The organism is Streptomyces synnematoformans (assembly GCF_039531005.1).
GTDB classification, from domain to species: domain Bacteria; phylum Actinomycetota; class Actinomycetes; order Streptomycetales; family Streptomycetaceae; genus Streptomyces; species Streptomyces synnematoformans.
The window spans coordinates 1-14,631 of the sequence record NZ_BAAAPF010000043.1 but is presented as its reverse complement, the minus strand read 5'-3'; the positions used below and the strand labels follow the sequence as shown (position 1 = coordinate 14,631).

The 14,631-nt window shown below is 73.0% G+C and carries 12 protein-coding genes; 8 read left to right on the top strand and 4 right to left on the bottom strand.

All coding sequences use genetic code 11. The features are described 5' to 3' along the window. The first annotated feature begins 113 nt into the window (after positions 1–113). The 3 genes from ABD317_RS10390 (at position 114) to ABD317_RS10380 (ending at position 2,932) form a co-directional block, all read left to right on the top strand. Positions 114–731, top strand: coding sequence for an SACE_7040 family transcriptional regulator (locus ABD317_RS10390; RefSeq protein WP_027755802.1), 618 nt, complete (start codon positions 114–116; stop codon positions 729–731). 129 nt (positions 732–860) lie between these two features. Further along, complete coding sequence (locus ABD317_RS10385) at positions 861–2,018, top strand: acyl-CoA dehydrogenase family protein (RefSeq protein ID WP_344289503.1); 1,158 nt, start codon at positions 861–863, stop codon at positions 2,016–2,018. 26 nt (positions 2,019–2,044) lie between these two features. Further along, positions 2,045–2,932 (top strand): acyl-CoA thioesterase, encoded by an 888-nt coding sequence (locus tag ABD317_RS10380; protein WP_344289502.1) that lies wholly within the window; start codon positions 2,045–2,047, stop codon positions 2,930–2,932. 70 nt (positions 2,933–3,002) lie between these two features. On the opposite strand, the gene ABD317_RS10375 is transcribed toward ABD317_RS10380, so the two are convergent. After that, positions 3,003–3,824: a phosphatase gene (locus tag ABD317_RS10375; RefSeq protein ID WP_344289501.1), complete on the bottom strand. Its 822-nt coding sequence runs from the start codon at positions 3,822–3,824 to the stop codon at positions 3,003–3,005. Positions 3,825–3,915: 91 nt separating this feature from the next. Here ABD317_RS10375 and speB point away from each other — a divergent pair, with 91 nt between their 5' ends. Continuing rightward, on the top strand, positions 3,916–4,887 hold the full coding sequence (gene speB, locus ABD317_RS10370) for an agmatinase (protein WP_027755798.1): 972 nt from the start codon (positions 3,916–3,918) through the stop codon (positions 4,885–4,887). Between the two features lie 121 nt (positions 4,888–5,008). On the opposite strand, the gene ABD317_RS10365 is transcribed toward speB, so the two are convergent. Both ABD317_RS10365 and ABD317_RS10360 read right to left on the bottom strand, forming a co-directional pair. Then, on the bottom strand, positions 5,009–5,911 hold the full coding sequence (locus ABD317_RS10365; RefSeq protein WP_027755797.1) for a Scr1 family TA system antitoxin-like transcriptional regulator: 903 nt from the start codon (positions 5,909–5,911) through the stop codon (positions 5,009–5,011). Positions 5,912–5,994: 83 nt separating this feature from the next. Then, entirely contained in the window at positions 5,995–6,255 is a 261-nt protein-coding gene (locus ABD317_RS10360; RefSeq protein WP_344289500.1) for a DUF397 domain-containing protein, read from the bottom strand. A gap of 150 nt (positions 6,256–6,405) precedes the next feature. On the opposite strand from ABD317_RS10360, the gene ABD317_RS10355 reads away from it, so the two are divergent. From ABD317_RS10355 to ABD317_RS10345, 3 genes are all read left to right on the top strand, one after another. Next, a complete protein-coding gene (locus ABD317_RS10355; protein ID WP_344289499.1) occupies positions 6,406–6,957 on the top strand; it encodes an ATP-binding protein in 552 nt (183 codons plus the stop codon). Between the two features lie 229 nt (positions 6,958–7,186). Continuing rightward, positions 7,187–10,993, top strand: a complete 3,807-nt coding sequence (locus ABD317_RS10350; protein ID WP_344289516.1) for an ABC transporter ATP-binding protein — start codon at positions 7,187–7,189, stop codon at positions 10,991–10,993. 201 nt (positions 10,994–11,194) lie between these two features. Then, complete coding sequence (locus ABD317_RS10345; RefSeq protein ID WP_344289498.1) at positions 11,195–12,613, top strand: S28 family serine protease; 1,419 nt, start codon at positions 11,195–11,197, stop codon at positions 12,611–12,613. Positions 12,614–12,737: 124 nt separating this feature from the next. Here ABD317_RS10345 and ABD317_RS10340 read toward each other — a convergent pair whose 3' ends face one another. Beyond that, positions 12,738–13,646, bottom strand: coding sequence for a LysR family transcriptional regulator (locus ABD317_RS10340; RefSeq protein ID WP_344289515.1), 909 nt, complete (start codon positions 13,644–13,646; stop codon positions 12,738–12,740). A gap of 88 nt (positions 13,647–13,734) precedes the next feature. On the opposite strand from ABD317_RS10340, the gene ABD317_RS10335 reads away from it, so the two are divergent. Next, positions 13,735–14,631, top strand: an 897-nt coding sequence (locus ABD317_RS10335; RefSeq protein WP_344289497.1) for an EamA family transporter, incomplete at its 3' end; no start/stop codon positions are given.

The window sequence follows — 14,631 nt, the reverse complement described above, 5'->3', positions numbered from 1 at the left end:
GAGCGCGCCCTTCCTCGTTGAGCAGTACGACAGGCCGAAAATAAGGTTAGCTGTCGTTAACGCCGTGCACCCAAGGTTAACGCTCACTAACCGGGCTGTCTACAATGGCCCCCATGAGCACCCAGGCCCCGACCCCCACCAGGCGTGAGCAGATCCTCCGGGAGGCCGCGCGCCTCTTCGCGGACCGCGGCTTCCACGGGGTGGGCGTGGACGAGATAGGCGCGGCGGTCGGCATCAGCGGCCCCGGCCTGTACCGGCACTTCGCGGGCAAGGACGCCATGCTCGCGGAGCTGCTGGTCGGCATCAGTGAGCGGCTGCTCGACGCGGGCCGCGCCCGGGCGGCGGTGCGCGGGGCCGGCCCGGACGCGCCGCTCGACGCGCTGATCAGCGGCCATATCGACTTCGCGCTCGACGACCGCCCGCTGATCACCCTGCACGACCGGGAGCTGGACCGGCTGCGGCACGAGGACCGCAAACTGGTGCGGCAGCTCCAGCGGCAGTACGTGGAGCTGTGGGTCGACGTCGTCCGGGAGGTGTACCCGGACCTGGCCGAGGGTGCGGCCCGTACCGCCGTCCACGCGGTCTTCGGCCTCCTCAACTCCACCCCCCACCTCGGCGCCCGCGGCACCCTCCCCGACCGGGCCGCCACCGCCGCGCTCCTGCACCGGCTGGCGCGCGGCGCCTTCGCGGCGGCGCCGGGGGCGGTGTCCCCGGCGCCGACGTCGAGCTGACGCGCCGCTCGCCGCGACCTCCGGGCCCGTCCGGCCCGCCCTGGACAGATGTGCTGACCCGCGGGTAACTTCAATGACAGTGCACTGAGCAAGCGCTTAGTCGGCGAGTTGCCCCGGGAGGCGAGGCCCATGCGGCGGACGGTGTTCAACGAGGACCACGAGGCGTTCCGCGAGACCATCCGGGACTTCATCGCCGCCGAGGTCGTGCCGCACTACCACGACTGGATGGAGGCCGGCGCCGTCCCCCGCGAGCTGTACAAGAAGCTCGGCGAGCTGGGCGTCTTCGGCATCGAGGTGCCCGAGGAGTACGGCGGCGCCGGTGAGAGCAGCTTCAAGTTCAACGCCGTCATCAGCGAGGAGTGCGCCCGCGCCGGCGTCTCCTTCGGCGGCTCCTCCGTGCACACCGCCCTCTGCCTGCCGTACCTGCTCACGTACGGCAGCGAGGAGCAGAAGCGCCGCTGGCTGCCCGCCTTCGTCTCCGGCGACATGATGACCGCCATCGCCATGACCGAGCCCGGCACCGGCTCCGACCTCGCCGGCATGAAGACCACCGCGAAGCTCTCCGACGACGGCACGCACTACGTCCTCAACGGCGCCAAGACCTTCATCACCGGCGGCGTCCAGGCCGACCGCGTCCTCGTCTGCGCCCGCACCGCCCCGCCGACCCCCGAGGACCGCCGCGGCGGCATCTCCATCCTCGTCGTCGACACCGCCTCCGCCGGCTACGCCGTCGGGCGCAAGCTCGACAAGCTGGGGCTGCGGTCCTCCGACACCGCCGAGCTGAGCTTCACCGACGTCAAGGTGCCCGTCGCCGACCTGCTCGGCGAGGAGGGCAAGGCGTTCACGTACCTGACCCACAACCTCCCGCAGGAGCGCCTCGGCATCGCCGTCGGCGCGTACGCCCAGGCCGCCGCGGCCGTGCGGTTCGCGCTGGAGTACGTCCGGGAGCGCACCGTCTTCGGCCGGACCGTGGCGGAGTTCCAGAACACCAAGTTCGTGCTCGCCGACTGCAGGGCCGAGGTCGACGCCATGCAGGCGTACGTCGACCGGGCGCTGGACGAGCACGACGCCGGCGAGCTGGGCGTCGCCGACGCCGCCGCCGTCAAGCTCTTCTGCACCGAACGCGCGGCCGTCGTCATCGACCGGTGCCTGCAGCTGCACGGCGGCTACGGCTACATGAACGAATACCCCATCTCCCGCCTCTACGCCGACACCCGCGTCACCCGCATCTACGGCGGCACCAGCGAGGTCATGCGCTCCATCGTCGCCAAGTCGATGGGCCTGTAGGGCCGCGGCTCTGCGAGACTCGCCCCATGGCCGACGCCGCACTCACCCAGCTCATCGACCTGCTGGACCTGGAACAGATCGAGCAGGACATCTACCGCGGCGCCTCCCGCCCCGCCGTCGTCCCGCGCGTCTTCGGCGGGCAGGTCGCCGCGCAGGCGCTGGTCGCCGCCGGCCGCACCGTGCCCGCCGACCGGCCGCCGCACTCGCTGCACGCCTACTTCCTGCGCCCCGGCGACCCCGGCGCCCCCATCGTCTACACCGTCGACCGCATCCGCGACGGCCGCTCCTTCACCACCCGCCGCGTCGTCGCCGTCCAGCACGGACAGCCGATCTTCCACCTCTCGGCGTCGTTCCAGACGCACGAGGAGGGCCTGGAGCACCAGGTGCCGATGCCGGCGGCGCCCGACCCGGAGACCCTGCCCACCCCCGAGGAGTCGCTGCCGCGCTACGCGGCCGGCTTCCGCGACCCCGCGCTCGTACGCCGGCTGCTGGAGGCGCGTGCGGCGGTCGACCTGCGGTACGCGGCGGCGCCGCCGTGGGGCGAGGTCGGGGCGCCGCGGGAGCCGCGCTCGCAGGTGTGGTTCCGGACGAACGGCAAGCTCGCCGGCGCCCTCGACACCCCGCTGCTGCACGTCTGCCTCATGACGTACGTCTCGGACATGACCCTGCTCGACTCCGTGCTCCTCGCGCACGGCCGCGGCGGCTGGGCCGTCGGCGACGTCGTGGGCGCCAGCCTGGACCACGCGATGTGGTTCCACCGGCCGTTCCGGGCGGACGAGTGGCTGCTGTACGACCAGGAGTCGCCGACGTCGCAGGGCGGGCGGGGGCTGAGCACGGGGCGGATCTTCACCCGCGACGGGCGGCTGGCGGCGTCGGTGATCCAGGAGGGCGTGATCCGCGTCCCGCGCGCGTGAGCGCGGTCCGCCGCCGGGGCACGGTCCGCCGCCGGGGTGGCTGCGGCTCCGCCGCGGCGGCTGCCGTCCGCTAGGGCAGGTCCAGCCCGGCCGCTGCCAGCAGGTACGCCGTCATCGGCGCGTACGCCCCCGGGTCGGTGACGTGGTCGTCCAGCGGCACCGCCACCGCCAGCGTGCCCTCGGCCTCGCCGAGGAACAGCGCCGGGTCGTTGCAGTCCGCGTACCCCACGGCGTGGATCCCGCGCTGCGCGGCGCCGCCCGCCCACCCGTGGTCGGCGACCACCAGGTCCGGCGGCGCCTCGCCGGCCCGCTCCAGCGCGTCGAGGATCCGCCGCACCGGCTGCGGCGCGTGCGTGTGCCACAGCGTCGCGCCCTTCTCCAGCACGGCCACGTCGCAGAACTGCTGGACGTTGCCGTACGAGTCGTCGTCGCCCTCCGTCACGTGCAGCCCGGGCGGCACCGTGACGATGTCGCAGCCCGCCGCGCGCAGCGCCGCCGCCGTCCTGCTGTGCACCTCCAGCAGCCCGCCGGGGTGGCCGGTAGCCAGCAGCACCCGCTGCCGGCCCGCGGCGGCCTTGCGCAGCTCGGCCGCCATCCGGTCCAGGCCGGCCACGGTCAGCTCGGGGTCGATGCGGTCCTGGCCGCGGGTGTGCGCGGGGTCGGCGACGACGCCGACGCGCTCGGCCATGACGGCGAGCACGTCGTTCTCGTCGGTCCAGCGGTCGCCGAGGTCGAGGCCGAGCCAGAAGCGCAGGTTGCCCCGGCTCAGCTCGCGGTAGTGGCGCAGGTTCCCCTCGCGGGGCGTGGCGACGTCGCCCGCGATGCGGGTGCGGACGAGGTGGTCGACGATTTCCGGGCGGCTGGGTGCGTCAGGCAGGGACATGAGGGCCATGGTGTCATTGTCACCCGGACACATGTACGGTCGCGCAGGTGTCCAGTCTGTACAGCTCCGCCCGCGCTGCCCTGCGCTTATCGTCGGAGGCATGAGCACCACCGGCACCCCCCGCGGCCCCGTCGACTCCTCCCGCGTCCCGCGCTACGCGGGCCCCGCCACCTTCGCCCGGCTGCCCCGCCTGGACGAGGTGGGGCACACGGACGTCGCCGTCGTCGGCGTCCCCTTCGACAGCGGCGTCTCCTACCGCCCCGGCGCCCGCTTCGGCGGCAACGCGATCCGCGAGGCGTCGCGGCTGCTGCGCCCGTACAACCCGGCGCAGGACGCCGCGCCCTTCGCCCTGGCCCAGGTCGCGGACGCGGGCGACATCGCGGTCAACCCGTTCGACATCGGCGAGGCCGTCGCGACCGTCGAGGCCGCCGCCGGCGACCTGCTGGCCACCGGCGCCCGGCTGATGACCCTCGGCGGCGACCACACCGTCGCGCTGCCGCTGCTGCGCGCGGTCGCCCGCCGGCACGGACCCGTCGCCCTGCTGCACTTCGACGCCCACCTCGACACCTGGGACACCTACTTCGGCGCCGCCTACACCCACGGCACCCCCTTCCGCCGCGCGGTGGAGGAGGGCGTGCTCGACACCTCCGCGCTCTCCCACGTCGGCATCCGCGGCCCGCTCTACGGACGCAGGGACCTGGACGACGACGAGAAGATGGGCTTCGGCATCGTGACCGCGGCGGACGTGCTGCGCCGCGGCGTGGACGAGGTCACCGACCAGCTGCGGCAGCGCATCGGCGACCGGCCGCTCTACGTCTCCGTCGACATCGACGTCCTGGACCCGGCACACGCCCCGGGCACCGGCACCCCGGAGGCCGGCGGCCTCACCTCGCGCGAGCTGCTGGAGATCCTGCGCGGCCTGGCGGGCTGCCGACTGGTCTCCGCGGACCTGGTGGAGGTGGCCCCGGCGTACGACCACGCCGAGATCACCTCGGTGGCGGCGTCACACACGGCGTACGAGCTGACGACGCTGATGGCCCGCCAGATCGCCGGCGGGGACGCGTCGGAGTAACCGGAGTAAGGGGAAAGGAGGGGAGGGCACGACGGATCAGGCGCCGCCGCGCCTGATCCACTGATGCTGTGATCTGCCGCCGTGTCGCCGCCCGGCCGGGAGAACCGGCGCCGGGAGGCCGTCAGAACTCGTCCGCGAGCCGTTCCAGTATCCGCATGCTGCCCGCGTGCGTCTCGGCGGTGGCGCAGAGCCGGTCCATGACCAGCTTGTAGTTCTCCACCTCGTCCGGCTTGTCCAGGTAGAGCGCGCTGGTCAGCTGCTCCAGGTAGACCACATCGGGCAGGTCCGGCTCGGTGAAGCGCATGACGTGTATCGGCCCGCCGGCCGCCGCGAGGCCGCCGATGTCGAAGGGCGCGATCTGGATCGTGACGTTCTTCCGGTTGCCCATCTCCAGCAGGTGCCTGAGCTGGCCCCGCATGACGTCCGCCCCGCCGAGAGGGCGGCGCAGCGCCGCCTCGTCCACGACGACCCACAGCTTCGGCGCGTCCGGCCGGTCCAGCACCTGCTGGCGGCGCAGCCGCACGTCGACCTTGCGCTGGATCTCCTGCTCGGACGCCCCCGCGTTGGCCAGCAGCATGACGGCGCGGGCGTAGTCCGCGGTCTGCAGCAGGCCGGGAATGAACTGGACCTGGTAGTTACGGATCAGCCCCGCGGCCTCCTCCAGGCCGAGCAGCGTCTCGAACCAGCCCGGCAGCACGTCGCCGTACTTCTGCCACCAGCCCGGCGAGCTGGCGCGGTGGGCGAGGGCCAGGAACTCGGCACGCTCCTGCTCGTCCGTGACGCCGTAGAGGGTGAGCAGGTCGGCGACGTCGCGCTCCTTGTACCCCACCCGGCCCAGCTCAAGACGGCTGATCTTGGCGTGCGAGGCCCGGATCGCGTCACCGGCGGCCTCGCGGGTGACGTCGGCAGCCTCCCGGAGCCGGCGCAGGTGTGTGCCCAGCAGGATGCGCAGGACCGTGGGTCCTCCGTGCTGCTGAGTAAGTGCCCGGCGTACCGATGACGTCTGCTCCGGTGACGCTGACATGCGACCTGCCCCTGTCCCGCGGTATGTGAATCGACCGTTCAGTCTCTCACCGTGAAGGGTTCGGTGTACAGCTACTACGGAGTTCAACCGGGCTTCCCCGCCGAGCCGTTGACGATCAGATCGTCGAACTGGCCGTCCTTCGCGCCGAGCAGGAAGGCGGTGATCTCCGCCTGTGTGTAGATGAGGGCCGGTCCACCCGGATCGCGCGAGTTGCGCATGGCGATGTCCCCGCCGGGGAGCCCGGCGACCTCCACGCACTCGCCGTTCGGATTGCTGAACCCGCTCTTCCGCCAGGCGATTCCGACCAGTTGGTCCGCCGGTACGCCGTTCGTGACCTGCTGCATCGTGCCTCCTTGTGTGATCGGGACACCAATGTACGTGCACCTGTTCTTGCGAATGAAATTGCATCCGTACTTGCAGCGGCAAGTGCACATCGATCACTATGGCATCGCAACCTGTTTCATCAACGTGCACGTGAGACTGGGGAGTTGGAGATGACCGCACCGGCTGAAGGGTGGGTGAAAGCCTCCGAGTTCGCAGCGTGCACGCTCGAGGACGACCCCCGGTCCATATCCATCGCCCGCGACGTCGCCCGCGCGACGCTCCGCGGGTGGCTGCTGGAAGAGCTGGTCGACGACGTCGCCTCCGTCGCCTCCGAGCTGGTGGCCAACGCGCTGCGGCACGGTCTCTGCGAACCGTCCTGGAGCCAGGCCCCCCACCCCGTCGTGCTCAGCCTGCTGCGCCGCGGCGAGGAGGTCGTGTGCGCGGTCTTCGACCCCGGGAACGGCGTCCCGCGGGTGTGCGTCGCGGACCCGATGGCGGAGTCGGGGCGGGGGATGCAGATCGTGGAGTGCCTCAGCGACAGCTGGGGCTGGAGCGAGCCGGGCCCCTACGGCAAGGCCGTCTGGGCCCGCTTCTCCGCGGGCGGCGGCCCCGCCGTGCCCGCGGACGGGCACGGCGGCGTGGAGCAGCCGCTGACCCGGTTACTGGTACTGGTGGAGGTGCTCACCGGCAGCAGTCCGCCGCAGCTGCAGGCCGTGGCCTGACCCGCGCCCGAGCGCCCGCGCGGCTCGCGGGCAACATTCCGTACGCACCCGAGAAACAAATCCCGGCGCCCGTCGGTTGTCGATCCTGGACCGGAAACGATCGACACGGAGGCGGAGGCGACCGGTGGCGGAACCATCGGGGAAGATCCCAGCCGGGCAGCGGCCCACGGGGGACGACCCAGCGGAGCAGACCCCTTCGCGGAGCCGACCCGACGGCTGGGCGCGGCGGCTGGTACGACACTGTCTGCGCTACCGACGCAACGTTCTGCTCTCCCTCGGCGCCTCCCTCGCGGGGATGGGCATCATGGCCCTTGTCCCGCTCATCCCCAAGCTGATCATCGACGATGTGATCGTCTCCGGCGACCGGCCCCTCGCGCCCTGGGCCGCCCTGATGATCCTCGCCGCCCTCGCCGTCTACGGCCTCACCTATGTCCGGCGCTACTACGGCGGGCGGCTCGCCCTCGACGTGCAGCACGACCTGCGCACCGAGATGTACGACGCCATCGTCCGCCTCGACGGCCGCCGCCAGGACGAGCTGTCCACCGGGCAGGTCGTCGGCCGCGGCACCACCGACCTGCAGCTCGTCCAGGGCCTGCTCTTCATGGTCCCGATGATGATCGGCAACGTGCTGCTCTTCGCGGTCTCGCTGGTCGTCATGGTCGTCCTGTCCCCGCTGCTCACCCTCGTCGCCCTCGGCGTCGCCCCCGCCCTGTGGTGGATCGCCAACCGCAGCCGCACCCGGCTCTTCCCCGCCACCTGGTACGCCCAGCAGCAGGCCGGCACCGTCGCGTCCGTCGTGGACGGGGCCGTCGGCGGCGTCCGCGTCGTCAAGGGCTTCGGCCAGGAGGAGCAGGAGACCGGCAAGCTCCGCGCCGTCAGCCGCAAGCTCTACGCCGCCCGGCTGCGCACCGTCCGCATGAACGCCCGCTACACCCCTGCCCTGCAGGCCGTGCCCTCCCTCGGCCAGGTCGGCATGCTGGCGCTCGGCGGCTGGATGGCCACCCGCGGCCAGATCACCCTCGGCACCTTCGTCGCCTTCTCCACCTATCTGGCCCAGCTCGTCGGCCCGGTCCGGATGCTCGCGACGATGCTGACCGTCGGACAGCAGGCCCGCGCGGGCGTGGAGCGGGTCTACGAGCTGATCGACACCGAGCCGGAGCTGTCCGACCGGCCCGGCGCGCACGAACTGCCGGCCGACGCCCCCGCCGACGTCGAGTTCGACAACGTGACCTTCGGGTACGACCCCGACCACCCGGTGCTCGACCGGCTGTCGCTGCGCGTCGAGCCCGGCGAGACGATGGCCGTCGTCGGCGCCTCCGGCAGCGGCAAGTCCACGCTGTCGATGCTGATACCCCGCTACTACGACGTCACGGCGGGCCCGGCCGCGGGCGACGGCGGCGCCGTCCGCGTCGGCGGCCACGACGTACGCGACCTCACGCTGTCGTCCCTTCGCGCGGCCATCGGGCTCGTCCCCGAGAACAGCTTCCTGTTCTCGGAGTCCATCCGGGAGAACATCGCCTACGGCCACCCCGGCGCGACCGACGGGGAGATCCGGGCCGCCGCCCGCGCCGCCCAGGCCGACGGCTTCATCACGGAGCTGGGCAACGGCGGCGGCAGCGGAGACGGCGGCGCCGGGGACGGCGGCCCGGCCGGCGACCTCCCGGAGGGCTACGACACCGTCGTCGGCGAACAGGGCATGACCCTCTCCGGCGGCCAGCGCCAGCGCATCGCGCTGGCCCGCGCGATCCTCACCGACCCCCGGCTGCTGCTGCTGGACGACGCCACCTCCGCGGTCGACGCCCGCGTCGAGCACGAGATCCACGAGGCGCTCAAGAGCGTCATGGCCGGCCGCACCACGCTGCTCATCGCCCACCGCCAGTCCACCCTGGCGCTCGCCGACCGCATCGCCGTCCTCGACGGGGGCCGGCTGGTCGACGTCGGCACCCACGAGGAGCTGCAGGCCCGCTGTCCGCTGTACCGCCGGCTGCTGACGGACCCGGACGAGCTGGCGGACCGGGAGCGCGACCCGGCCGGCCAGGCCGGCGCCGACACGCACGCCAGCGTCGAGGGCGTCACCCCCGGCCTGTGGGTGCGCAAGGAGACCGGCGAGCAGAGCACCGCCGCCGGCGGCAACTCCACCGCCTCCGCCGGCGACCCCTCCGGCTTCGCCGGCATGCTCGCCGGCTCGCCCGGCAGCCCCGAGCTGCTGGCCAAGGTCGCCGCCCTGCCGCCCGCCACCGACGCCCCCGCGGTGGACGAGGACCGCGCCGAGGCGGCGGAGGAGTCGTACGGGCTGCGCCGCCTGCTGCGCGGCTTCGGCGCCCCGCTGGCCGTCGCGCTCCTCTTCGTCGCCGGCGACGCGGTCGCCGGGCTGCTGCTGCCCGTCCTCATCCGGCACGGCATCGACGAAGGCGTCCAGCAGCTCTCGCTCGGCGCCGTGTGGACCGCCGCGGGGCTCGCGCTCGTCGTCGTGCTCGGCCAGTGGGCCGCCCAGGTCGGCGCGACCCGGCTCACCGGCCGCACCGGCGAGCGGGTGCTCTACGCGCTGCGCGTCAAGATATTCGCCCAGCTCCAGCGGCTCGGCCTCGACTACTACGAGCGCCATCTGACCGGCAAGATCATGACCCGGATGACCACGGACGTGGACGCCCTGTCCACGTTCCTGCAGACCGGCCTGGTCACCGCCGTCGTCTCGCTGCTGACCTTCTTCGGCATCCTGGTCGCGCTGCTGGTCATCGACCTCCAGCTGGCCCTGGTCGTCTTCGCCACCCTGCCGCCGCTGATCGTGGGCACGTTCTTCTTCCGCCGGCAGAGCGTCAAGGCGTACGAGCTGGCGCGCGAGCGCGTCAGCGTCGTCAACGGCGACCTGCAGGAGTCGGTCGCCGGGCTGCGCATCGTGCAGGCGTTCCGCCGCGAGAACGGCGGCGCCGCACGGTTCGCCGAGCGCAGCGACGGCTACCGCCGGGCGCGGGTGCGCGGCCAGTGGCTCATATCGGTCTACTTCCCCTTCGTGCAGCTCCTCGCCTCCTTCGCCACCGTGGGCGTGCTGGCGATCGGCTCGGACCGGGTGGCCGCGGGCACGCTCACCGCGGGCGCGCTCGTGGCGTACCTGCTGTACATCGACCTGTTCTTCGCCCCCGTGCAGCAGCTCTCCCAGGTCTTCGACGGCTACCAGCAGGCGGCCGTCGCGCTCGGCCGCATCCAGGAACTCCTGCACGAGGAGCCCTCCACACCGCCGCCCCCGCGGCCGCGGCCGGTCGGGCGGCTGCGCGGCGAGATCACGTTCGACGACGTGCACTTCGCGTACGACGGGCAGGCCGACGGCGCCGCCGAGGCGGCGCTGACCGGGCTCGACCTGACGATCCCGGCCGGCCAGACCGTCGCGTTCGTCGGCGAGACCGGTGCCGGCAAGTCGACGCTGGTCAAGCTGGCCGCGCGGTTCTACGACCCGACCCGCGGCGCCGTCCGCGTCGACGGCGCCGACCTGCGCGAACTCGACCTCACCGGCTACCGCCAGCGCCTCGGCGTCGTCCCCCAGGAGTCGTACCTCTTCTCCGGCACCGTCCGCGACGCCATCGCCTACGGCCGGCCCGACGCCGACGACGCCCGGGTCGAGGCCGCCGCGCGCGCCGTGGGCGCGCACGACATGATCGCCTCGCTGCCCGGCGGCTACCTCCACGACGTGGCCGAACGCGGCCGCAACCTCTCCGCCGGCCAGCGCCAGCTCATCGCACTCGCCCGCGCCGAGCTGGTCGACCCCGACATCCTGCTCCTCGACGAGGCCACCGCCGCCCTCGACCTCGCCACCGAGGCCGCGGTCAACAGCGCCACCGACCGCCTCGCGGGCCGCCGCACCACTCTCGTCGTCGCCCACCGGCTGACCACGGCGGCCCGCGCCGACCGCGTCGTGGTCCTCGACCACGGCCGGGCGACCGAGGACGGCACCCACGAGGAACTGCTCGCCCGGGGCGGCCGGTACGCGGAGCTGTGGCGGACCTACGCGGGCTTGGTGGAACCGGCGGCGCAGCCGGCGTAGCCGTCGACGAAGTCCTCCCGGGTGGTCGTGCCGCATCGTCCGCCCCCGCCTTTCCTGTCCTGCCCGTCCAATTTCTCGCTACACAGCGTAATCGAAGCAGCGCAATCCGTGGAAAGTTATCCACAGGTGGGCTCGGCGTTCTGGTCCGGGGCGGCCAACACGGCTAGGTTCCGAGGGTCATTGTGAACCCGGGGAGGGAAGATGCGCAGGACGCTCGGATGGCTGCTGAGTCTGGCCGTGCTCACCGGCACGGCGGGGCTGGGCAGTTCACCGGTCGCGGCCGCCACCGCGGACGAGACCGACATCAAGGACCGGCTCCTCTCGATCGACGGCATGAGCCTGATCGAGGAGAAGCCGGTCGACGGCTACCGCTACTTCGTTCTGAACTACACACAGCCCGTCGACCACCACAGGCCGCACGGCCGGACCTTCCAGCAGCGGCTCACCGTGCTGCACAAGGACACCGACCGGCCCACCGTCTTCTCCACCAGCGGCTACGACGTCTCCACCAGGCCGTCGCGCAGCGAGCCCACACAGATCGTGGACGGCAACCAGGTCTCCATGGAGTACCGGTTCTTCACCCCGTCCCGGCCCGACCCCGCGGACTGGAAGAAGCTCGACATCTGGCAGGCCGCCAGCGACCAGCACCGCATCTTCCGGGCCCTGAACGACGTCTACGACGAGAACTGGCTGGCCACCGGCGGCAGCAAGGGCGGCATGACCGCCACGTACTACGAGCGCTTCTACCCGCGCGACATGGACGGCGTCGTCGCGTACGTCGCGCCGAACGACGTGGTGAACAGGGAGGACGCGGCCTACGACCGGTTCTTCGAGCGGGTCGGGACCGAGGAGTGCCGGGACGCGCTCAACGCCGTGCAGCGCGAGGCGCTGGTGCGGCGGGACGCGCTGTCGGAGAAGTACGCGGCGTGGGCCGCGGAGTCGGGCGCCACCTTCACCACGGTCGGCAGCCTGGACAAGGCGTTCGAGGCGACCGTCCTCGACCTCGTGTGGGGCTTCTGGCAGTACAGCTCGGCCGCCGACTGCGCCGACGTGCCGGACGCCGCCACCGTCTCCGACCAGGGACTCTACGACTACGTCGACGCCATCGCCGGCTGGTCCTTCTACAGCGACCAGGGGCTCGCGCCGTACACGCCGTACTACTACCAGGCGGGCACCGAGCTGGGCGCGCCCACCATCCAGCTGCCGCACCTGAAGGACCTGAGCCGCTACGGCTACCTGCCGCCGCGGAACTTCGTCCCGCGCGACATCGACATGCGCTTCAAGCCGTGGGTGATGAACGACATCGACCGCTGGGTGCGCAAGAACGCCCGCCGGATGCTCTTCGTCTACGGCGAGAACGACCCGTGGGGCGCCGAGCCGTTCCGCCTCGGGCGGGGCGCGCGGGACTCGTACGTCTACACCGCGCCGGGCGCGAACCACGGCGCGCGGGTCAGCCAGCTGCCGGAGGCGCAGCGCGCCAAGGCGACGGAGCGGATCCTCGATTGGGCCGACGTCGAGGCCGAGACCGGCACCTCGAAGGCGAAGCCGCTGGCCGCGTACGACAGCGGGCTGGACAAGGTGACGAAGAAGGAACTGCGCGAGCAGTCGCTCCGGCCGTGAGCCGGGGCCGCCGAGCGGCGCGCCGGCTGAGCCGCCGAGCGGCGTGCCGGCCGGGCCGCTGAGCGGTGCACGCCGTGCCCGCGGGCCGTTGCAGCCCGCGGGCACGGCCGTTCCCCGCCCGCCGTCAGCCGCCGGCCCGCTCCTTCCACTCCCGCTGCATCAGCCGCACCGCCTCCCGGATCGCCGGCCGCCGCGCGGCTCCCGTACGCCACAGCGCGTACACCCGCCGCACCGGCACCGGCTCCAGCGGCACCGCGACCACCCCCGCCGGCAGCGGCCCGCGGCCCAGCCGCGGCACCAGCGCGATGCCCAGCCCCGCCGCGACCAGCGCGAGCTGCGAGGCGTACTCGGCGACCTGGTAGGCGAGATCCGGCTCGTGGCCTGAGGTGCGCAGGGTGCGTACGAGCCAGTCGTGGCAGGTCGAGCCCGGCGGCTGGCAGATCCAGCGCTCGCCCACGAGGTCCGCGCGGACGAGCCCGGCGCGCCGGGCGAAGGGATGGCCGGCCGGGACGCAGATGTCGCACAGGTCGTCGCCGATGGCCGCCAGCTCCATCCCCTCGGGGGTGGGCAGCGGGGCGATGTCCCAGTCGTGGGCGACGGCGAGATCGGCCACGCCGCGGGTGACCAGCCCGGGGGAGAGGTGCGGGTCGGCCTCCACCATGCGGGTGTCCAGCGCCGGGTGCTCCGCGGCCAGCGCCGCCAGCGCCGCGGGCAGCAGCCCGCGGGCGGCGGTCGCGAAGCAGGCCACCGTCAGCCGCCCCATGGGCCGGCCGCGGCGCTCCTCCAGCGTGGTCTCGGCCTCCTCGACGAGGGCGAGCAACTGCTCCGCCGTGGCGGCGAGGTGCTGGGCGGCGTCGGTGAGCGTCACCCCGCGGCCGCGGCGTTCCAGCAGCGGCGTGCGCGTCTCGCGCTCCAGCTTGGCGATCTGCTGGGAGACGGCGGACGGGGTGTAGCCGAGGGCGGCCGCGGCGGCGCCGACGGAGCCGTGGACGGCCACCGCGTGCAGGGCGCGGAGGCGGGACAGGTCGAGCATCGTCACCCCCAGATTTCAGCATTGCTACATCCAATCATGAAGTAATACGTGCTGGTGCTTTACGGTCGTCGGGGTTGATCCTTGGTGGATGCGCCCGCTGCACATCGCACTCGCCGTCCTCGTCGCCTTCTTCTGGGGCCTCAACTTCGTCGTCATCGAGGTGGGTCTCGACCACTTCCCGCCGCTGCTGTTCACCGCGCTGCGCTTCCTGGTGGCGGCGCTGCCGGCGGTGTTCCTCGTCGGCCGGCCGCAGGTGGCGGTCAAGTGGATCCTGGCGGTCGGGCTGGTGCTGGGGACGGTGAAGTTCGGGCTGCTGTTCGTCGGCATGGAGCGGGGGATGCCGGCGGGGCTGTCGTCGCTGGTGCTGCAGATACAGGCGGTGTTCACGGCGGGCATCGCGGCGGTGGTGCTGGGGGAGCGGCCGGGGCGGGTGCGGCTGGCGGGCATGGGGGTGGCGCTGTGCGGGGTGGCGCTGGCCGCGGTGGACGAGGGCGCCTCCGGGCCGCTGGGGGCGTTCGCGATCGTGCTGGCGTCGGCGTTCTCCTGGGGCGTCGCGAACGTCATCATGCGCAAGGCCGCGCCGCCGGACGGGCTGCGGTTCATGGTGTGGGTCTCCTGCGTGCCCGTACTGCCGCTGCTCGCGCTGTCGCTGGTCTTCGAAGGGCCGGAGCGGGACTGGGCGGCGCTGCGCTCGCTGGACTGGGCGGGCGTCGGCGCGGTCGTCTACATCGCGTGGATCGTCACGATCTTCGGCTTCGGCGTCTGGGGCTATCTGCTGCGGACGTACGACGCCTCCACGGTGGCCCCGTTCTCGCTGCTGGTACCCGTCGCGGGGATGTCCTCGGCGGCGGTGTTCCTGGGCGAGGGGATCACCGGGCTGCGCTGGGTGGCGGCGCTGCTGCTGGTCGGCGGGGTGGCGGTGACGTCGCTGGCCGGCGGCGGGCGCGGCGGGCGGGGCGGCGCGGACCGCCCCGGCCGGGGCGGC

Coding starts and splice junctions, on each gene's coding strand:
- ABD317_RS10390 (WP_027755802.1), top strand. CDS start 114: ATGAGCACCCAGGCCCCGACCCCCACCAGGCGTGAGCAGATCCTCCGG.
- ABD317_RS10385 (WP_344289503.1), top strand. CDS start 861: ATGCGGCGGACGGTGTTCAACGAGGACCACGAGGCGTTCCGCGAGACC.
- ABD317_RS10380 (WP_344289502.1), top strand. CDS start 2,045: ATGGCCGACGCCGCACTCACCCAGCTCATCGACCTGCTGGACCTGGAA.
- ABD317_RS10375 (WP_344289501.1), bottom strand. CDS start 3,824: ATGGCCCTCATGTCCCTGCCTGACGCACCCAGCCGCCCGGAAATCGTC.
- speB (WP_027755798.1), top strand. CDS start 3,916: ATGAGCACCACCGGCACCCCCCGCGGCCCCGTCGACTCCTCCCGCGTC.
- ABD317_RS10365 (WP_027755797.1), bottom strand. CDS start 5,911: ATGTCAGCGTCACCGGAGCAGACGTCATCGGTACGCCGGGCACTTACT.
- ABD317_RS10360 (WP_344289500.1), bottom strand. CDS start 6,255: ATGCAGCAGGTCACGAACGGCGTACCGGCGGACCAACTGGTCGGAATC.
- ABD317_RS10355 (WP_344289499.1), top strand. CDS start 6,406: ATGACCGCACCGGCTGAAGGGTGGGTGAAAGCCTCCGAGTTCGCAGCG.
- ABD317_RS10345 (WP_344289498.1), top strand. CDS start 11,195: ATGCGCAGGACGCTCGGATGGCTGCTGAGTCTGGCCGTGCTCACCGGC.
- ABD317_RS10340 (WP_344289515.1), bottom strand. CDS start 13,646: ATGCTCGACCTGTCCCGCCTCCGCGCCCTGCACGCGGTGGCCGTCCAC.